We start from the raw sequence: 17,512 nt of genomic DNA on the forward strand, positions 1-17,512 counted from the left end.
GATTTCCCGATTGTCCCCGGTACTGCCCGTGCGCCAGATCAGCGCCGATAGCTGCGGCCATTTGGTTGCTGCGGGCCGCAAAACGCGGGCGCGCTTAGCACCGGCGTATAGCCGCTGCAAGCGGCGGCTTATGGGCCGCGCTCCGGCATGGGCGCAGGCGGCGCGTCGCGCTGCGCCTCCATCAGCTGTCGCATCCCCTCCATCTGGGCAATCAGTTCGTCAAGGCTGGCTATCCGAAACGTCAGATCTTCGCGCCAGGGCGCATCTTCGGGCGAGCGCTCGAGCAGCTCGGCCCACACCTTGCGCGCTTCTTCCGGCTCGCCGCTGCGGAGGTAGGACATGCCCAGGAAATAACCGGCGCCGGGGTGCGCCGGGAAAGCATCCTGCGCGCGCTGATAGGCATAGAGCGCGGGCGGCGTCAGCTGGCCTTCGGCGTGCTCGACCAGCGCGTTGGCCAGCGCCAGCCAGCCTTCGGCATCGCCGGGATTGCGGTTGACACCCTGACGCAACAGCGCAGCCGCATCGTCATACTGGCCCTTTCGTGCGAAACCGTCCGACAGGACGATGTAATCGGGCGGCTGTTTGCCATCGTCGAACAGCGCGCGGCGCGCGGCCACCAGCTCCTCGCCCGACTGCACCGTCTTGTCCTTGGCCGCCTTGGGCGCAGAAGGTTGTCCTGGCGCGCCATGCAGGCCGTAACCGGCCAGCCCGAACATCAGTACGGCCCCGAACAGCATCCAACCCTGCCGCGGCAGGCGCAGCACCAGGATGGCGGTGAGCATGGCGAACAGGCCCAGCGCAAGAATCGGCACCCACACCATCACAGATTGTCCTCGGTCAGGATTTCCTGCGGCCCGCCTTCGGACTTGCGCCCCACGCGCCGCCACAGCAATCCGCCCGCCACCAGCAGCAACAGCAGCGGAATGGCAAACAGCGGCCAGGTCGAGGATGTCATGCGCGGCTCATAGCTGACATAATCGCCATACCGGTCGATCAGCCATTGCCGGATCGCCTCTGGCTCTTCGCCGGCGGCGATGCGCGCTCGTACCTGGTGGCGCATGTCGCCCGCCATCGCGGCATCGCTGTCAGCGATCGACTGGCTCTGGCACTTGAGGCAGCGCAGCGTGTGCATCAGCTCAACCGCCTTGGCTTCCAGCGCGGGATCTTCGAGCTGCTGGTAGGCATAGGGCGCAGGCGGCAGATCGTCCTGCGCAGCCAGCGGGACAGCAACCATCGCAGCTATCACGAGGAGCAGGTGCTTCATTGCGCGGCCTCCTCTAGCTTCGCGAGCAGTTCGGGCACGTTTTCCGCCCGGACATCGCCGATATGCTGGTAGCGGATGATGCCCTTGCCATCGATCACGAAAGTTTCGGGCACTCCGGACGAGCCGATTTCGAGCTGGATCGCCGAGATATCGTCCACCCCGATGCGGGTATAGGGATTGCCGTGCTCCGCCAGGAACCGGTCGACATCTTCGCGCTTGTCGCGGATTGCGACCCCGACGATCTCGACCCCAGCCTTGTTGAGCGCCTCCAGATGGGGTGCCTCAGCCTTGCACGGCAGGCACCAGCTCGCCCAGATATTAAGCAGCCTGGGCTTGCCATCCTTGAAATCGGTGAGTGAAACGCCAGGGCGGGTCTCGCTCGCCGGCTCCAGCTGGAATTCGGGCAGTGGCCGACCGATCATGGTCGACGGAATGAATTCGTCCTTGGGCTGGAACAGCTGATAGCCGGCCAGCCCCAGGAAAAAGGCGAACAGCAGCAGCGGCACCCACACAGTCCAGCGCATTACGCAGCTTCCCCCGCCGGAACCGCTGAACCGCCACGCACTTGCGCCAGTTCTTCGCGTTCGTCAGCCTCACGCTTGGCCGCACTGCGGCGGCGCAAATCGACCGTCAGCCGCCCAACGATCGCCAGCGCGCCACCGAGCGCGATCAGCAGGCCGCCATACCAGATCAGCGTGACCAGCGGTTTCCACCACAGGCGCAGCTGCCAGCGGCCATCCTGCCCCTTGTTTCCGACAACGGCATAGAGCTGGCCGTCCCAGCGGGTCAGCAGCGCGCTTTCGGTGGTTTCCTGCGCGGGCGCCCAGAAGCTGCGCGCTTGCGGCGTGACCAGTTGCGACTTGCCGTCACCGCGCTGCGCAGTGAGACGCGCTTCCATCGCCGTCCAGTTGGGCCCTGCGACGGGATCCACGCTCTCCAGCGTGATCCGGAAGCCGCCGATTTCCGTTGTGTCCCCTGGTGCGACCGCCACCAGCCGTTCCTGGGTGAAAGCGCTTTCGCTCGCCATTCCCAACAGCGACACGGCAATCCCGAAATGGGCGAGCACCATGCCCCAGGTCGCCAGCGGCGTGCGCAGCAGATCGCGGCCACGCAGCGGCAGCAGGCTGGCGACGCCCAGCCCCACAGCGATGGCGAGGCCCAGCAAAGGCAGGATGCCGATATCGGTAGTGGCGAGAACCGTGAACAACGCAGTCGTCACGATCAGCGCGACAACGATCGCAATCGGCGCGCGGATACGATCGACATTGTCTTCACGCCAGCGCAGCAGCGGCCCCACTGCCATCACCAGCAGCATCGGGATCGTGAAGATCGCGCCCACGGGGTTGAAGTATGGCGGGCCAACCGACACGCGTACATCGAAGGCTTCGGTCAGCAGCGGGTACAGCGTGCCGAGCAGCACGATGCCGAGGATCGCTGACAGCATCACATTGTTGAACACCAGCGCGCCTTCGCGGCTCACCGCGGCAAAGCGTTGCCCCTCTGACACCGAGCTGGCGCGCAAGGCGAATAGCAGCAAGGCCCCGCCGATATAGATCGCCAGCAGCGCGAGGATGAAAGTGCCGCGTTCCGGATCGACTGCAAAGGCGTGGACGCTGGTGAGAATGCCGGAGCGAACCAGGAAGGTGCCGAGCATGCTCATCGAAAAGGCAACCACGCCCAGCATTATGGTCCATGCGCGCAGCGCGTCGCGCGCGGCCAGCACGCTGACCGAATGGAGCAGCGCGGTCGCCGCCAGCCACGGCATGAGCGACGCGTTTTCGACCGGGTCCCAGAACCACCAGCCGCCCCAGCCCAGCTCGTAATAGGCCCAATAGCTACCGGCAACGATGCCCAGAGTCAGGAACACCCAGGCGCCCAGCACCCATGGGCGCATAACCCGGGCGAATTCGGGGTTCACCTGCCGGGTGATCAGCGCGCCGACTGCAAAACTGAAGGCCACCGACAGGCCGACGTAGCCGATGTATAGGGTGGGCGGGTGGAGCGCCAAGCCGATGTCCTGCAACAGCGGATTGAGCCCGTTGCCTTCGGGCACGGGCATGTCGAGCCGCTCGAACGGGTTGGAGCTCAGCAGCAGGAAGGCATAAAATCCCAGCGCAACAAAACCTTGCGCGGCAAGCGTTGCCTGCATCGTCTTTTCGGGCATGCGCCGTTCCAGCCAGGCGATCAGTGCACCGGCCAAGGCCATCACTGTAACCCATAGCAGCATCGAGCCTTCATGGTTGCCCCAGGCACCAGCGAGCTTGAAGATCATCGGCTTCATCGAATGCGAATTGGTCGCGACCAGCTTCACCGAAAGGTCGGTGATCGCAAACACCCACAGCAGCATCGCGAAGCTGAACAACGCCAGGAAGCCTTGCAGCATCGCTGCCGGGCGGACCAATGCCGCTAGCGGCGCCTCCGGATTACGTTGCGCAATCGCCCCGCCCAACAGCTGAAGGATCGCCAGCGCTGCTGCCATCCACAGCGCGGCAAGGCCAAGTTCAGCGCTCATTCGAGCCCGACCGTGGTCTGTTCGGCCATTTTCGCAGCATCATGCTGATTCATCTCCTGCAATTCGCGCGGGACGTAATTCTCGTCATGCTTGGCAAGCAGGTTATCCGCCACGAACACGCCGTCAGGGCCAAGGCTGCCTTCCGCAACCACGCCCGAATTCTCGACGAACAGGTCCGGCAAGATGCCGCTGTAACGCACCGGCACGCGGGCATCCGCCTGGTCTGTCACGACGAAGGCCACCGTCACACCATCCGGGAGCGTCTCGATCGACCCTTCAGCTACCATGCCGCCCAGGCGCACGGCCTGGCCCACCGCAGGCGGATCCGCCATCATCTGGTCAGGTAGATAAAAGTAATTGGCCTGGTTGCGCAGCGCCCACGCGGCGAGCAGTCCTGCGGCAACGATCGCCACCAAGGCGAGGCTGACCAGCACCAGCCGTTGATGCTTCGGCTTGATTGCACTCATTTGCGTTTCACCTTTTCACGGCGCGCTTCGGCCCGCCGCATGTCCCACCACGCCCAGGCCATCATGCCCAGCGTGCCGATAATGCCCACTGCATAGGCAGCAACCACGAAGTCCCACTGGTCGAGCGCCTCGCGCATCATGCCGTCTCCAATGCCATGCGGCGCAGCCGCGCTTCCGCCTGCACCTCTGCCAGCAGCGCGCGCATCCGCGCCAGCACTACGCCGCCGAACAGCAGCGAAAAGCCGATAACAGCCACCAGCAGCGGGGTGAGGAAGGTCGGATCAATCGCGCTCTTGCCAATGGTGATGCTGGCCGGCTGGTGCAGCGAATTCCACCACACCACCGAACGGTTGATGATCGGGATATTGATCGCACCGACAAGGCCGAAGATCGCAGCGATACGAGGCGACACGCCTTCACGCGCAACCGCCTGGGAAAGCGCGATATAGCCGAAATAGAGGAACAGCAGCACCAGCATGCTGGTGAGCCGCCCGTCCCATTCCCACCAGGTGCCCCAGGTGGGCCTGCCCCAGATCGACCCGGTGGCCAGGCAGATTGCGGTGAACACCATGCCCGGCACTGCCGCTGCGCGCGCAGCGATTGCCGCCAGCGGATGCTTCCAGACAAGGTAGACCAGGCTGGAAATCGCAATCGCGCTCCATCCGCCCATGCCCAGCCATGCACTGGGTACGTGGATGAACAGGATCCGCACGGTCTCGCCCATCAGCCGGTCCGGCGGCACCTTGAACAGGCCCCACCACAGGCTGCCCGCCACCAGCACCAGCCCGGACACCAGCAACAGCGGGGTCAGCCAGCTGGCAAGCTTCAGGAAACGCGTGGGATTGGCAAAGCCATGCATTAACGAACAGGTCCTCTCGCTAGGGGTAATACAGTGCCCCCCGCTCCCTGCAAGACTGCAAAAATCTCAAGCGTGGATTGCGCTTAACGCCCGATCAGCCGCTGGGCCATCCGGTCAGCCACAAGGTCGGGCGTCGCGCCGGTATTTTCGCTTTCCTGCCACACCGCTTCAAGGCGTTCAGGAATGCGGTCGATCCGCGCGTTGATCTCGTCATCGCCCGCGCCGTCGATATGGCGCAGCACATTGATGATCCCGCCTGAATTGATCACATAGTCGGGCGCGTAAAGAATGCCGCGGTCCTGCAACAGCTTGCCTTCAGTCCCGGTGGCGAGCTGGTTGTTCGCGCCGCCTGCGATCACCTTGGTCTTGAGCGCTGCGATCGATTGTTCGGTCAGGATTGCCCCCAGTGCGCAAGGGCTGACGATGTCAGCTTCCATGCTGAGGATTTCCTCCTTGGCGACAGCAGTACCGCCCAGTTCATCGGCCAATGCGACCGCGCGATCGTGGGTCCATATCGGCGAGTACCAGTTCCGCGCCATCGGCAGCGAGATAGCGCGCCAGCCCGCCGCCGACGCTGCCGACACCCTGGATGGCAACGCGCACGCCCTTCATGTCATCCGTGCCAAGCGCACGCTTGGCCGCCGCCTTCACGCCCAGGTAAACGCCGCGCGCGGTGTAGGGGCCGGGATCGCCGCCCTGCCCCGGCAGCCCGGCGACATGCGCGGTGTGGTGCGACAGGCTGACCATGTCGGCCTCACTCATGCCCACGTCCTGCGCAGTGATATATTTGCCGCCCAGTCCCTCGACCGCGCGTGCAAAAGCGGCGAGCAGTTCCGGCGTCTTGGTGCGATTGGCGTCAGCCAGGATCACCGCCTTGCCGCCACCCGCCGGGAGGCCCGCCATCGCGTTCTTGTAGCTCATCCCGCGGCTCAGGCGGAGCGCGTCACGCATGCCCGCAGCGGGGTCGGCATAATGCCAGAAGCGCGTGCCGCCTGCCGCCGGCCCCAGATGGGTCGAATGGATCGCAATGACTGCGGAGAGCCCCGATGCCGCGTCACGGAAAAACACGACCTGTTCGTGGTCGTCAAAATCGGGTTCGTTCCAGAAAGCGGTCATGTGCCCATCCTTGCTTGGGCGGCCAGCCAATGCTGCACAAAAGGGGAAAATGGGGCGATCGAGGGGTCTCGAACCCCCGACCTCCGGTACCACAAACCGGCGCTCTAACCAACTGAGCTACGATCGCCACATGCCCCTTCCCGCATTTGCAAGTCGAGCCGCGCAAGCGGGGCTGATAGGCCCTGTTTCCGCGCGGTCAAGGCCAGCGGTAACGGGCGCGAGCCTGTTGCATAGCCGGGCTCAATTTGGAAGCGAAAACTTCACCCGCAAGCCAAACGCGCAAGATTATTTCGCGCTTTGCGAAGGGTGCCTTGCCGCTTATCCTCGCCGCGATGGCGGGATCGCGCGAATCTTCGGCGGAACATTTGCTGGCGCGCAGCGGGATGCAGCGCGTGCCAAGCCCCAGGCTGGAACTGTTCCAGTTCCGTGATTTCTTGCCAACCGAACTGTGCGAGCAATTGATCGCACTGATTGAAAAGGGGCGCCGCCCCAGCACTATCGCCGACGCCAATGGCGACCGGTATTTCCGCACCAGCGAAACCTGCGATCTTGATGCCGCCAACCCTGCCGTTGCCCGGCTGGAAGCGATGCTGGCGGAACTGTCGGGAATCGATTCGGCATTCGGTGAACCAATCCAGGGCCAGCGCTATGCCGTGGGGCAGGAATTCAAGCCGCATACCGACTATTTCGCGCCGGACGGCGCCGATTTTGCCAAGTTTTGTGCGGTATCTGGCCAGAGAACCTGGACTTTCATGATCTATCTCAATGATGTCGAGGTTGGTGGTGCCACAAGGTTCAAGGTGATCGGCAAGACCTTCCAGCCCGAAGTCGGCAAGCTGCTGTGCTGGAACAACCGCCGCCCGGACGGGAGTGTCAACCCGAATACGCTCCACCACGGGATGAAAGTGCGCAAGGGTCTGAAATATGTGATAACCAAGTGGTATCGCGAAAAGGAATGGGGATGGGAATGACCGAATACAGCGAAATGGCCGAACAGTTGAATGCTCGCCTTAAGGATTTGCTCGAGCGGGCAGAAGTGATCGAAGACGATTTGCGCCACCCGCTCGATGCAGATTGGGAAGAGCAGGCAGTTGATCTTGCCGATGACGAGGCGCTGGAGGGGGTCGATGACGTGCTGCGCGCCGAAATCCAGCAAATCCGCTTGGCGCTGCTGCGGATCGACAACGGCACCTATGGCACCTGCGCGATTTGCGGCGAACCGATTTCGGTGGAACGGCTCAAGGCGCGCCCGATCGCGACGCGTTGCATCAAATGTGCATGAGAATGGCCCACTGAAAACGAAAAAGGCGGCCCCGTCGGACCGCTCCTTCCCTTCGCAGCCCGAAGGCTGCTTAGCTCGTCAAAGCGCTTACTTCTTGAGGCTGAGCCCGCCGAAACGCTTGTTGAAGGCTGCGACGCGGCCACCTTCCTGGATCTGCTGCTTGCCGCCGGTCCATGCCGGGTGGCTGGTGGGGTCGATTTCGAGTGCGAGCGTGTCGCCTTCGCTGCCCCAGGTCGAACGGGTCTGGAATTCGGTGCCATCGGTCATCTTGACCGTGATCATGTGATAGTCGGGGTGCCCTTCGGCCTTCATGTCAAATATCCTTTGTAGCTTGCGCCGGTTCCGACCGGCGGTGCTGTCATCTCGGAAAGGCGGGCCCCTAGCGGCAAATGCGGGGCATTGCAACAACTCTCACGCGGTCATTCGCTGGCTTGACCATCGCCCCCGGATACCAGCCGCGCATATTCTTCAAGCTTGCGTTCCTGCGAGGCCAGGTCTCCCGCGCCGGTAACCTTTCGGAGGCTATCAACCAGAATTGCCCGATCATACGGTTCCATCGTCACGCCGCCTTCGTTGGGGAAACGATATTGCGTGCCGTAGATCTGCGGCTGGCCGACGCTTTGCAGGTAGCGGTCAAGCGTGGCCGCCGCAATCCATTCGGCATCCTTGTAACCGAGGCCCAGTGAACGCACCGCCATGGCGTGCGCCAACAGGTAGTCGCGTGGTTCACCGCCGTGCTGAAAGATGAAAGCCGCCCCGAAATAGTCCGCGCCGGTCTTCAACTCGCCAGCCTCCAGCAGCTCGCGCGTGCGTTGCCGCCGGGCCGCGTCTGCTCTGGCAGCAGCTTCGTGATCCTCGATATCTTCCGACCGCTGGGATTGATCGGCCTCGAACATCGCGGCCATCTCAGTATTGTCCGGCACAGCGTCCTGTGCCTTCACCGGCACGGCCAAGCCAAGCGACAGGGCAATCGCCCCAAAGAAACGCAACCCATTCATTTCAAAGATTTTCCCGCAATTACCGGTCAGGCTGGAGGGTCAGTCATCATCGCGGTGAATTCGACCTCGCATGTGGTCTTGCCCTCGACACTGGCGACGCCTTTGAACTTGTAGACCCGGCTGCGCTTCTGAGTGAACTCGACATGCAGGTCGAGCAGGCAACCGGGCGTCACCGGAGCGCGGAACTTGGCGTTCTCGATCCCCATGAAGATCACCAGCTTGCCGGTGCCGGCCAGCTCCATCGTCTCAATCCCCAGGATGCCCGCTGCCTGCGCCAGCGCCTCGATCTGGAGCACGCCGGGCATGATCGGGGCGCCGGGGAAATGTCCCTGGAAGAAGTCCTCGTTAAACGAAACCGCCTTCACGGCGTGGATGCGCTCGCCCAGTTCGAGCGAGCGCACCTTGTCCACCAGCAACATCGGGTAACGGTGCGGCAGGGCCTTGAGAATCTTGTGGATGTCGTACGCGAATGCGCCGCTATCTTCGCTCATGCTCCTGCCCCCGTCTGCTGCTGTTACTTAGCGCCCGCTTGGCGCCTGCGGGTTCTGCTGCTGCGCCTGCGCGGCCTGCTGCTGTGCCTGGATCGCCTGAGCGGTCGCCAGCGTTTGCTGGATCTGCTGGTAAAGGGCCACGGCATTGCGGGTCGGCTGCCAGTTCGCTGGCGGGACGATCTGGACTGAGGGAACCTTGGCGTTAAGCGCGGTGGTTACCTGCTGCGTGATGTTCGCCGCCTGCGGCGCATAGATCACCGCTTCGGGCGATAGCACCAGCTGGATCTGGCGCTGCTGCACCACCTGCTCAAGCGAAGGGCGATACTGTGCCAGGATCTGTTCGATCGCATAGACGCGCGCTGCCTCGATCTGGTTGGTCAGCTGGCCAACTTCCTGCTCGATAGCCTGCAGGCGGGTTGCCTGCGGCGTATTCTGTGCGGCTTGCTGCTCGGCCTCGTCGAGCTGGTTATCCTTGTTGGTATCGAGCTGCTGCAGCAGCGTCTGGCTTTCCTGCTGCCGCGCCTGGATCGTGTCGATCTGCGGCTTATAGGTAGTGCCGATCTGCTGATACGCGGTGGTGAAAGCGTTGGTGTTGATGATCGCGGCAGGCGCATTCACCGTGGCAATGTTGCCTTGCACCTGGGCCGAGGCCGGAGCCGCTGCGATGGTTGCCATGGCGAGGCTCGCCCCGACAAGCACGGAGTTGAAGAGTTTCATCAGAATTGAGTTCCTACGTTGAACGTGAATGATTTCGGAATCGTCACCCTCTTGCTTCTTCAGCACCCGGGCGAAATCGATCCGGAAGGGACCAAAGGGCGAATTCCAGTTGACGCCGATGCCAACCGAAACACGCGGCGAAATGCTGTCTCCAAGGAAGAATTCCCGGAAACCGGTACCTTCGATGTAAAGCGGCGTGTTGGGCGAACCATCGGCCGCAGTCGGGCTGGTCGTCGTGACACCTGCACTGGTCACATATTGCACATTGCCATTGGCATCGGTCGATCTGGTACCCAGGAAGTCGATCAGATTTGGCTGAGTGACCGCAAACAGCGCGCCGACATCGGCGAAGATCGACGGCCTGAGGCCCAGTTCGCGCGCGCCGGTGCCAAGTGGGATCTCAAGCTCGGCGCGACCAAGATAATAGGCGCGGCCACCGATGGCATCGTCCGAGAAGCGGTTACGTTGACGCGCTTCTGCCAGCGTCAGCGGCACATTCGGTGTGAACAGGTTATTGTCGTCGTTGACATAGGGCAGTCGGACAACGCGCGGGCCGACGCCACGGATGTCGAAACCGCGGATCTGCGGCTCACCCAGTTGGAAGCGATCGGTAAGCAAGACCTCGTCAACCCCGGGCTCGTTGCTGCCGCCGATCGCGTTGATTGCACCGCCCTCAGCCGACAGCGAGAAGATAAAGCCGGCGCCAACCGGGAAGTATTCTGCGGCCTTGCCGCGCACCCGGACATATTTCACCGAGCCGCCCAGCCCGGCCACTTCCGCCGTCAGGCTGACATTGCTGCCGCGCGTCGGCCGCAACCGGCTGTCGAGCGAGTTGTGCGCCAGAGTAGCGCCGAGGATCGAACTGGTGCGCTTGCCAACCGCTTCGCACAGATAGCGGCCTGCACGCAGCGGATCACACGTAGGCGGAAGCGGGCCGGTGCCGTCCGGATCGCTGAAATAGATGCCCGGATCGAGCGAAATGTCATCATACTTGAGGGTGTAGCTTCCGATCAAAGATACGTACTCGGTGATCGGCACGCCTGCGCGGATCGAAAAGCCGGTGGTCGACTGCTCGAAGGTACGATTGCGGCTTTGACTGCGGAAGTTGAAGCTGTTGAAGTCCTGCCGGAAGATATCGACGCCGGTCGAGATATTGCGATCGAACAGATAAGGCTCGGTAAAGCTGAGCGAGGCCGATCTGCTGTAGCGCGACCAATTGACGCTAAAGCCGACTGTCTGTCCGCGCCCGCGGAAGTTCCGCTGACGGATCGACGCAGCGAGGATGAAGCGTTCCAGCGACGAAAAACCGGCCGAAAGCTGCAATTCACCCGTCGGCTGTTCTTCGACATTGGCCTCAAGGACGATCCGGTCAGGCTGGCTGCCTTCGACCTGGTTGACCTCGAAATTCTCCTGGAAATAGCCCAGCGAGTTGATGCGCGCGGTGGTGCGCTTGACCTGGAGCGAGTTGAACGCGTCGCCTTCCGAAATACGGAACTCGCGGCGGACGACCTTGTCCTGCGTCAGCGTGTTGCCGTTGACATCGACCCGCTCGACATAGACGCGCGGTGCCTCGCGGATGACGAAATTGACGCTCATGGTCAGATCGTCCTTGCTGCGGTCGAAGCGCGGCTGGACATCGGCAAAGGCATAGCCAAAGGTTCCGGCCAGCTCGGTGATCTGCTCGACCGTATCCTCGACCGCCTTGGCATCATACCAGTCGCCGGTCTTCATGGGCAGGTTTTCAGTCATCCGCTCGCTGTCGAAGTCGCGCAGCTGGCTCTCGACCGTCACATCGCCGAATTTGTAGCGATCGCCTTCTTCCACCACATAGGTGATGATGAAGTCTTCCTTGTCCGGGGTCAGTTCGGCCACGGCCGAAACAACGCGGAAATCGGCGTAGCCTTCAGTCAGGTAGAATTGGCGCAGTTTCTGCTGGTCGAAAGCCAGGCGATCGGGGTCATAGCTGGTGTTCGAGCTGAAGAAACGGTGCCAGCGCGACTGCTTGGTCACCATTTCGCTGCGCAGCTCGCCGTCCGAGAATTTCTCGTTGCCGATGATGTTGATCTGGCGAACCTTGGACTTTGGCCCCTCGGTGATCTCGAACACGATATCGACGCGGTTCTGCGGCAGCTGAACCATCTTGGGCTCGACAGTAGCTGCGAAGCGCCCTTGCCGCTTGTAGAGTTCGATGATGCGCGCCACATCGGCGCGAACCTTGGAACGGGTGAAGATCTGCCTCGCCGCCAGCTTGATTTCCGGCAGGATCTTGTCGTTCTTGATCCGCTTGTTGCCTTCCAGGATGATGCGGTTGATCACCGGGTTTTCGGTGACGTTGATCACCACATTGCCGCCGTCATTGCGGATCGAGAAATTCGAGAACAGCTCGGTCGCGCCAAGGTCCTTCAGGGCTGCGTCCGCCGCTACCGACGTATAGGGCTGCCCCGGGCGCAGCCGGATATAACTCAGGATCGTCTGCGATTCGAGACGCTCAGCCCCGACCACCGTGATCGTCTTGATCGTGTCGTTGGCGGCTGGCTGGGCGGATTCCTCGGCCTGTTCGGCACCAGCCTGGCCGGCATCTTGCGCGAGTGCCGGCAACGGAAGCCCGGCCAGCATGGTCGTGCCAAGCAGCAAGGCCGCCAGCCGCGCAGCGGGGATCGGTTCGCCAGAACCCGCCATCAAACGTCCACTCATATGTGCAAGCTTCCCGTCCAACTCAAAACTTCTAGTCTCGACCAAGAAAAACCGGCGTATCCGGTCTTGGCCATGTTCCCGCCGCCTGTGCCCGATGCACAGGTTGCAATCAAGCGGTGCATACCGCCAATCGCCGCCCGACGGTGCCCTTTCCCCGACTAACTCCCGAATATCGGCAGCGAGACGATGTCGTTCACCGTGACCACCACCATCAACATCAGCACGAGAGCCATGCCGGTGCGGTAAGCCAGTTCCTGACCGCGCGGACCGACTGGCTTCCGGCGGATCGCTTCTGCCGCATAGAAAGCCAGGTGCCCGCCGTCGAGCGCAGGGATTGGCAGCAGGTTAATGAATGCCAAATTAAGCGAGATCAGCGCAGCAAAGCTGACCAGCGGCAACAGGCCGAGGCTCATCTGTTCGCCCGAGTATTTGGCGATCTTGATCGGTCCGCCCAATTCCTTGATCGACCGGTCACCCAGAACGATCTGCTTGATCCCGGTGATCATCATGTCCATCAGGCCAAAGCTTTGCTCGAACGCCAGACCGACGGATTCAACCGGCCCCACGGGAACCAGTTCAGGCTCCTGCGAATAGATCCCCAGCCGCCCGACGCGTGATTCATTGCCGAAGCGGTCACGCTCGACCGTTTCGCCGATCTCCACCGGAATGGTGCTTTCCGCCCCGTCGCGCAGGTAGGTGATGTCGACTGTTCGTCCGGGGAACATCATGACCAACGGGCCAATATCGTCGAATTGCTCGATCCGGTTGCCATCGATCCGGGTAATGAGGTCGCCTTCCTGCAAGCCTGCATCGCGGGCCGCAGAAACTTCGGCAAAACGCCCGATTTCATTGTGCGCCTCGACCTTGCCAAAGGCCATGTTGAACGAGGCAAAGATCGCAACAGCCACCAGCAAATTGGTGGCGGGGCCCGCGAATACGATCAGCGCGCGTTGCCACAAGGGTTTGCACTGGAAAGTGTCGTCATCGTGCGGCGCATTGGGATCCGCAATGCTGGCCGGGTTCATGTCCCCCTTGAACTGGACATAGCCGCCCAGCGGGATCGCCGCGAGTTTCCAGCGCGTGCCGCGCCGGTCGGTCCAGCCAGCCAATTCCTTGCCGAAACCGATCGAAAAGGCATCGGCCTTCACCCCGAACCAGCGTCCGACAAGGTAATGTCCCAGCTCGTGTACGGTAACCAGCGGCCCCAGCACGAGCAGGAAGCCGACGATCCACATCCAGAATGGTGCCGATTCAAACAATTAGGCGTGCTCCAGCAATTCCTTGGCATGCGCGCGGGCTTCCTGATCGACGCGCAAGACGTCATCGAGGCTTTCCGGCGCTGCGGCGCTATAGCGGGTTAGTGTGCTTTCCACCACTGCGGCAATGCGCATGAACCCGATCTGACCAGCCAGGAAGGCCGCAACGGCGACTTCATTGGCCGCGTTGAGCGTGGCGGGTGCCCCACCCCCGGCTTCGATCGCCTCGCGCGCGAGCCGTGTGGCGGGAAAGCGCTGCTCGTCAGGCGCAAAGAAGGTCAGCTCGCCAATCGCCGCCAGATCAAGCGGTGCCATCGGCGTGTCCATCCGCTGCGGCCAGGCGAGGCACGAAGCGATTGGTACGCGCATGTCCGAGGGGCCAAGCTGCGCCAGCGTGGACCGGTCGCGATACTCGACCATCGAATGGATCACGCTTTGCGGATGGACCACGATCTTGAGGCGATCCAGCCCGACCGGGAACAGGTGGTGCGCCTCAATATATTCGAGGCCCTTGTTCATCATGGTGGCGCTGTCGACGCTGATCTTGGCGCCCATGTCCCAATTGGGATGTGCCATTGCCTGTGCAGGTGTCGCCGCAGCGAGCTGCTCAGGCGTCCAGGTGCGCAACGGGCCGCCGCTGGCGGTCAGCGTGATCCGCGCGACATCCTCGATCCGGTTGCCCTGCAGGCACTGGAAGATCGCGTTATGTTCGCTGTCGACCGGCAGCAAGGTAGCACCGTGTTGCGCCACGGCGGCGGTCATCACATCGCCCGCGGAAACCAGCGCTTCCTTGTTGGCCAGCGCCACCGTGCCGCCGCGCTCGATCGCCGCCATCACCGGTGCCAGCCCCGCACAGCCAACGATCGCTGCCACGGTGATGTCGACCGGGCGGGCGGCGGCTTCGCACAGCGCCTGGCGCCCACCCGCCGCTTCGACGCCGCTACCTGCCAGCGCCTCGCGCAACTCGGGCAGGCAGCCTTCGTCGCTGACCACGGCCATTTTCGCGCCGAATTCGCGCGCGAATGCCGCCAGCTGCTGCGCCGAGCAATTGGCGGTGAGCGCTTCGACCTGCCAGCGGTCACGATTGCGGCGGATCAGGTCGAGCGTCTGTTCGCCCACCGATCCGGTTGCACCAAGGATCGAAATCAAACGGGTCATGCCGGATGCAGGCCCCACAGGAAATACGACCACGATCGCCACCGGCAGCAGGCCGTCAACCCGGTCAAACACGCCGCCATGGCCGGGGATCAGCTTCGAACTGTCCTTCACACCCGCCTTGCGCTTCAGCCAGCTTTCGAAAAAGTCGCCCGCTTGCGCCACCACCGCCAGTGCCGCACCGATCGCAAAGGCGATGAACAGCATCGGACGGAAGACCAGTTCGCCCGTATTCCAGGCAAATGTCCCTGCGGATACCAGGCCCGCAGCGAGCATACCGCCCCCGAGACCCGCCCAGGTCTTCGAGGGGCTGATCTTCGGCGCAATCTTGGGACCGCCGATTGCCCGCCCCGAAAAATAGGCTCCAACATCGGTGGCAACGACTACGGCGACTACGCCCAGAACAACCGCCTCCGGCAAGGTAACAAGCGAATAGGCAGCAGTAGCGACGTATATGCCGCCAAGCAGCAGCGCGACCAGCCGGGCCGCCCTGCCTGCGAAGGCCTGTGTCGCCAGCCGCCCGAACTCGGAAACGCACAAGACGGCAACCAGCAGCGCGAAAGCATCGAACACCACGCCCCCCAGCCACAGCGCCGTTCCCGCGACTGCCAGCATCACCACGGCCGATGCGAAACGCACCGGCAGGTCGGATGTCTTCGTAACCTTCTCAACGTCCGCCAAAGCGCCGCTCCCTTCGCGCGAAATCGTCCAGCGCCTGCTGCAGCATCGCGGGCGTGAAATCGGGCCACAACGTATCGACGAACAGCATTTCGGCATAGGCCGATTGCCACAGCAGGAAATTCGACAGGCGGATTTCGCCGCTCGTGCGGATCAGCAGGTCAAGCGGCGGCAAGTCTGCCGTGTCGAGATGCTTTTGCAGCGCTTCTACGGTTATCTCGCCTTCATTCGCCGCTTTTCGGGCGGCCCGCACAATCTCCTGCTGCGAACCGTAATTGAGCGCCACCGCCACGGTGTGTGTGCCCTCGCGTGTCTTTGCCAGCGCATCTTCCAGCATTTCCACGATATCGGGTGCAAGTGATTGCCAATCGCCGATAATCTTCAGCTTCACATTGTTTGCAATGAATTCCGGCAGGTCCGATTTGATGAACTTGCGCATCAGGTTCATCAGGTCATCGACCTCGTCTTCCGAGCGCTTCCAGTTCTCGCTGCTGAAGGCGTAAAGCGTCAAGCATTCGAGCCCGGAGCCATTGAGGCTGCGCACTAGCTTGCGCACAGCCTCGACCCCGCGCTGGTGCCCGACCGAGCGCGGCAAGCCGCGCTTCTTGGCCCAGCGGCCATTGCCATCCATGATGATGGCAACGTGGTGTGCGCGCCCTGCCGTGTCTGAGGGCTGCTCGCCCATCAATCCCCTCCGGCTATCCCGCCCGTCACTGCGACAGGATTTCCTGGACCTTCTTCGCTACCGCTTCATCGGTTTCCGCGACATATTTGTCGGTCAGCTTCTGGACTTCGTCTTCGCTGCGCTTGCGCTCGTCTTCGGAGATATCCTTCTTCTTCTCGTCGGTCTTGAGCGCCTCATTGGCATCGCGGCGGACATTGCGGATCGCGATCTTGCCCTTCTCGCCATATTCGCCGGCAAGCTTCGCCAGTTCCTTGCGCCGCTCTTCGGTCAGATCGGGCAGTGGCAGGCGTATGGTCTGGCCATCGATCATCGGATTCAGGCCGAGGTTGGCCTTGGCGATGCCTTTTTCTACCGCGATGAGGTTGCCCTTGTCCCACACCTGCACGCTCAGCATGCGCGGCTCAGGCGCGGAGACGGTTGCCACCTGGCTCAGCGGCATCATCGCACCATAGACCTCGCACACCACCGGATCGAGCAGGCTGGTATTGGCGCGGCCGGTGCGCAGCCCCCCCAGATCGCTCTTAAGCGATTCCACGGCACCTTTCATTCGGCGTTCGACGTCTGCCTTGTCATATTGTGGCATGGCTTAGGCTTCCTCTTGTCTTTAGCTTTCAGTTGTCTTGCACGATGGTCTGGACGCCCTCGCCCGCGAGTACCCGGGCAAGGTTGCCTTTCTCGCGGATCGAGAAGACCACGATGGGAATCTCGTTGTCGCGGCAAAGCGCCACGGCAGAGGCGTCCATAACCTTGAGATTATCTGCCAGAACCTTGTCATAAGTTACTGTGTCAAAACGTTTTGCATCCGGGTTGCGCTTGGGATCGCTATCATAGACCCCATCCACGCTGGTGCCCTTGAGCAAGGCGTCACATTTCATTTCCGCGGCACGCAGCGCCGCGCCGCTATCGGTGGTGAAATAGGGGCTGCCGACACCTGCCGCGAAAATCACCACACGGCCCTTTTCTAGGTGCCGCTCGGCCCGCCGGCGGATCACCGGTTCGCACACCTGGTCCATCTGGATGGCGCTCTGCACGCGCGTGTGGACCCCCAGTTGCTCCAGCGCGTTCTGCATCGCCAGCGCGTTCATTACGGTCGCGAGCATGCCCATATAGTCAGCCTGCGCGCGGTCCATCCCCTGGGCAGCACCCGCCATCCCGCGGAAGATATTGCCGCCACCGATCACCAGGCAGATTTCAAGGCCGGTATCCTTGGCCGCTTTCACTTCCTTGGCGAGCTCGGCAACGAACGCCGGGTCGATCCCGAACTGCTGGTCCCCCATCAGCACCTCGCCCGAAAGCTTGAGGAGGATGCGTTTGTAAGGGTGAGCGGACATTGGCGGT

General features: G+C 62.4%; 18 protein-coding genes, 1 tRNA gene and 3 pseudogenes. 2 read left to right on the forward strand and 20 right to left on the reverse strand.

The genetic code is table 11. From position 1 onward, the window contains the following. Positions 1-128: 128 nt before the first annotated feature. The 9 genes and pseudogenes from G6N82_RS02835 to G6N82_RS02875 form a co-directional block, all read right to left on the reverse strand. Positions 129-821, reverse strand: coding sequence for a tetratricopeptide repeat protein (locus G6N82_RS02835; RefSeq protein WP_165197903.1), 693 nt, complete (start codon positions 819-821; stop codon positions 129-131). Then, positions 821-1,264, reverse strand: coding sequence for a cytochrome c-type biogenesis protein (locus tag G6N82_RS02840; protein ID WP_165193536.1), 444 nt, complete (start codon positions 1,262-1,264; stop codon positions 821-823). Before G6N82_RS02840 ends, G6N82_RS02835 begins: the two co-directional genes overlap by 1 nt. After that, positions 1,261-1,788 (reverse strand): DsbE family thiol:disulfide interchange protein, encoded by a 528-nt coding sequence (locus G6N82_RS02845; protein ID WP_165193539.1) that lies wholly within the window; start codon positions 1,786-1,788, stop codon positions 1,261-1,263. Before G6N82_RS02845 ends, G6N82_RS02840 begins: the two co-directional genes overlap by 4 nt. After that, complete coding sequence (locus G6N82_RS02850; protein WP_165193541.1) at positions 1,788-3,776, reverse strand: heme lyase CcmF/NrfE family subunit; 1,989 nt, start codon at positions 3,774-3,776, stop codon at positions 1,788-1,790. Before G6N82_RS02850 ends, G6N82_RS02845 begins: the two co-directional genes overlap by 1 nt. Then, complete coding sequence (gene ccmE / locus G6N82_RS02855) at positions 3,773-4,243, reverse strand: cytochrome c maturation protein CcmE (RefSeq protein ID WP_165193543.1); 471 nt, start codon at positions 4,241-4,243, stop codon at positions 3,773-3,775. The genes G6N82_RS02850 and ccmE overlap by 4 nt, the downstream gene beginning before the upstream one ends. Continuing rightward, a complete protein-coding gene (locus G6N82_RS02860) occupies positions 4,240-4,383 on the reverse strand; it encodes a hypothetical protein (RefSeq protein WP_165192546.1) in 144 nt (47 codons plus the stop codon). Before G6N82_RS02860 ends, ccmE begins: the two co-directional genes overlap by 4 nt. Continuing rightward, positions 4,380-5,102 carry a heme ABC transporter permease CcmC gene (ccmC, locus tag G6N82_RS02865; protein ID WP_165193545.1) on the reverse strand — a complete coding sequence of 241 codons (723 nt, stop codon included), beginning with the start codon at positions 5,100-5,102 and terminating at the stop codon, positions 4,380-4,382. The genes G6N82_RS02860 and ccmC overlap by 4 nt, the downstream gene beginning before the upstream one ends. Before the next feature lie 83 nt (positions 5,103-5,185). After that, a pseudogene (locus G6N82_RS02870) lies at positions 5,186-6,218 on the reverse strand (Glu/Leu/Phe/Val dehydrogenase dimerization domain-containing protein). 50 nt (positions 6,219-6,268) lie between these two features. Next, positions 6,269-6,345, reverse strand: a tRNA-His gene (locus G6N82_RS02875). Positions 6,346-6,550: 205 nt separating this feature from the next. Between G6N82_RS02875 and G6N82_RS02880 the strand changes: the two genes are divergently transcribed. Then, the gene (locus G6N82_RS02880; RefSeq protein ID WP_165193547.1) at positions 6,551-7,189 is read left to right on the forward strand and encodes a 2OG-Fe(II) oxygenase; all 639 of its coding nucleotides are present in this window, start codon (positions 6,551-6,553) and stop codon (positions 7,187-7,189) included. Beyond that, positions 7,186-7,500, forward strand: a complete 315-nt coding sequence (locus G6N82_RS02885) for a TraR/DksA family transcriptional regulator (RefSeq protein WP_165193549.1) — start codon at positions 7,186-7,188, stop codon at positions 7,498-7,500. Before G6N82_RS02880 ends, G6N82_RS02885 begins: the two co-directional genes overlap by 4 nt. A gap of 87 nt (positions 7,501-7,587) precedes the next feature. Here G6N82_RS02885 and rpmE read toward each other — a convergent pair whose 3' ends face one another. The 11 genes and pseudogenes from rpmE to pyrH form a co-directional block, all read right to left on the reverse strand. Next, the gene (gene rpmE / locus G6N82_RS02890; protein WP_165193551.1) at positions 7,588-7,812 is read right to left on the reverse strand and encodes a 50S ribosomal protein L31; all 225 of its coding nucleotides are present in this window, start codon (positions 7,810-7,812) and stop codon (positions 7,588-7,590) included. A gap of 107 nt (positions 7,813-7,919) precedes the next feature. Then, a complete protein-coding gene (locus tag G6N82_RS02895) occupies positions 7,920-8,498 on the reverse strand; it encodes a hypothetical protein (protein WP_165193553.1) in 579 nt (192 codons plus the stop codon). A 26-nt stretch (positions 8,499-8,524) separates the two neighbouring features. Then, complete coding sequence (gene fabZ / locus G6N82_RS02900; protein WP_165193555.1) at positions 8,525-8,989, reverse strand: 3-hydroxyacyl-ACP dehydratase FabZ; 465 nt, start codon at positions 8,987-8,989, stop codon at positions 8,525-8,527. Positions 8,990-9,016: 27 nt separating this feature from the next. Continuing rightward, complete coding sequence (locus G6N82_RS02905; protein ID WP_165193557.1) at positions 9,017-9,706, reverse strand: OmpH family outer membrane protein; 690 nt, start codon at positions 9,704-9,706, stop codon at positions 9,017-9,019. Beyond that, positions 9,706-12,385, reverse strand: a pseudogene (gene bamA, locus G6N82_RS02910) (outer membrane protein assembly factor BamA). The gene G6N82_RS02905 and the pseudogene bamA overlap by 1 nt, the downstream one beginning before the upstream one ends. Positions 12,386-12,558: 173 nt before the next feature. Continuing rightward, positions 12,559-13,635: an RIP metalloprotease RseP gene (gene rseP / locus G6N82_RS02915; protein WP_165197905.1), complete on the reverse strand. Its 1,077-nt coding sequence runs from the start codon at positions 13,633-13,635 to the stop codon at positions 12,559-12,561. Between the two features lie 24 nt (positions 13,636-13,659). Continuing rightward, positions 13,660-14,814, reverse strand: a complete 1,155-nt coding sequence (locus G6N82_RS14835; RefSeq protein WP_206520333.1) for a 1-deoxy-D-xylulose-5-phosphate reductoisomerase — start codon at positions 14,812-14,814, stop codon at positions 13,660-13,662. 36 nt (positions 14,815-14,850) lie between these two features. After that, a pseudogene (locus G6N82_RS14840) lies at positions 14,851-15,588 on the reverse strand (phosphatidate cytidylyltransferase); the annotation flags it as partial. Beyond that, positions 15,479-16,174, reverse strand: coding sequence for a polyprenyl diphosphate synthase (gene uppS / locus G6N82_RS02925; RefSeq protein ID WP_165193561.1), 696 nt, complete (start codon positions 16,172-16,174; stop codon positions 15,479-15,481). The gene uppS and the pseudogene G6N82_RS14840, both read right to left, overlap by 110 nt. 25 nt (positions 16,175-16,199) lie before the next feature. Beyond that, positions 16,200-16,757, reverse strand: a complete 558-nt coding sequence (frr, locus tag G6N82_RS02930) for a ribosome recycling factor (protein WP_165193563.1) — start codon at positions 16,755-16,757, stop codon at positions 16,200-16,202. A 28-nt stretch (positions 16,758-16,785) separates the two neighbouring features. Continuing rightward, the gene (gene pyrH / locus G6N82_RS02935) at positions 16,786-17,505 is read right to left on the reverse strand and encodes a UMP kinase (protein WP_165193565.1); all 720 of its coding nucleotides are present in this window, start codon (positions 17,503-17,505) and stop codon (positions 16,786-16,788) included. Positions 17,506-17,512 lie beyond the last annotated feature (7 nt).

Origin of the sequence: Altererythrobacter sp. BO-6 (genome assembly GCF_011047315.1) — a bacterium.
Classification (GTDB): Bacteria; Pseudomonadota; Alphaproteobacteria; order Sphingomonadales; family Sphingomonadaceae; genus Erythrobacter.

Excerpts from the sequence above, each read along its gene's own strand:
- G6N82_RS02845 (WP_165193539.1), bottom strand. The coding sequence starts at position 1,788 with ATGCGCTGGACTGTGTGGGTGCCGCTGCTGCTGTTCGCCTTTTTCCTG.
- uppS (WP_165193561.1), bottom strand. The coding sequence starts at position 16,174 with ATGGGCGAGCAGCCCTCAGACACGGCAGGGCGCGCACACCACGTTGCC.
- pyrH (WP_165193565.1), bottom strand. The coding sequence starts at position 17,505 with ATGTCCGCTCACCCTTACAAACGCATCCTCCTCAAGCTTTCGGGCGAG.
- G6N82_RS02835 (WP_165197903.1), bottom strand. The coding sequence starts at position 821 with ATGGTGTGGGTGCCGATTCTTGCGCTGGGCCTGTTCGCCATGCTCACC.
- G6N82_RS02850 (WP_165193541.1), bottom strand. The coding sequence starts at position 3,776 with ATGAGCGCTGAACTTGGCCTTGCCGCGCTGTGGATGGCAGCAGCGCTG.
- G6N82_RS02895 (WP_165193553.1), bottom strand. The coding sequence starts at position 8,498 with ATGAATGGGTTGCGTTTCTTTGGGGCGATTGCCCTGTCGCTTGGCTTG.
- G6N82_RS02840 (WP_165193536.1), bottom strand. The coding sequence starts at position 1,264 with ATGAAGCACCTGCTCCTCGTGATAGCTGCGATGGTTGCTGTCCCGCTG.
- G6N82_RS14835 (WP_206520333.1), bottom strand. The coding sequence starts at position 14,814 with ATGACCCGTTTGATTTCGATCCTTGGTGCAACCGGATCGGTGGGCGAA.
- G6N82_RS02905 (WP_165193557.1), bottom strand. The coding sequence starts at position 9,706 with ATGAAACTCTTCAACTCCGTGCTTGTCGGGGCGAGCCTCGCCATGGCA.
- G6N82_RS02880 (WP_165193547.1), top strand. The coding sequence starts at position 6,551 with ATGGCGGGATCGCGCGAATCTTCGGCGGAACATTTGCTGGCGCGCAGC.
- G6N82_RS02885 (WP_165193549.1), top strand. The coding sequence starts at position 7,186 with ATGACCGAATACAGCGAAATGGCCGAACAGTTGAATGCTCGCCTTAAG.
- rpmE (WP_165193551.1), bottom strand. The coding sequence starts at position 7,812 with ATGAAGGCCGAAGGGCACCCCGACTATCACATGATCACGGTCAAGATG.
- rseP (WP_165197905.1), bottom strand. The coding sequence starts at position 13,635 with ATGTGGATCGTCGGCTTCCTGCTCGTGCTGGGGCCGCTGGTTACCGTA.
- fabZ (WP_165193555.1), bottom strand. The coding sequence starts at position 8,989 with ATGAGCGAAGATAGCGGCGCATTCGCGTACGACATCCACAAGATTCTC.
- G6N82_RS02860 (WP_165192546.1), bottom strand. The coding sequence starts at position 4,383 with ATGATGCGCGAGGCGCTCGACCAGTGGGACTTCGTGGTTGCTGCCTAT.
- frr (WP_165193563.1), bottom strand. The coding sequence starts at position 16,757 with ATGCCACAATATGACAAGGCAGACGTCGAACGCCGAATGAAAGGTGCC.
- ccmC (WP_165193545.1), bottom strand. The coding sequence starts at position 5,102 with ATGCATGGCTTTGCCAATCCCACGCGTTTCCTGAAGCTTGCCAGCTGG.
- ccmE (WP_165193543.1), bottom strand. The coding sequence starts at position 4,243 with ATGAGTGCAATCAAGCCGAAGCATCAACGGCTGGTGCTGGTCAGCCTC.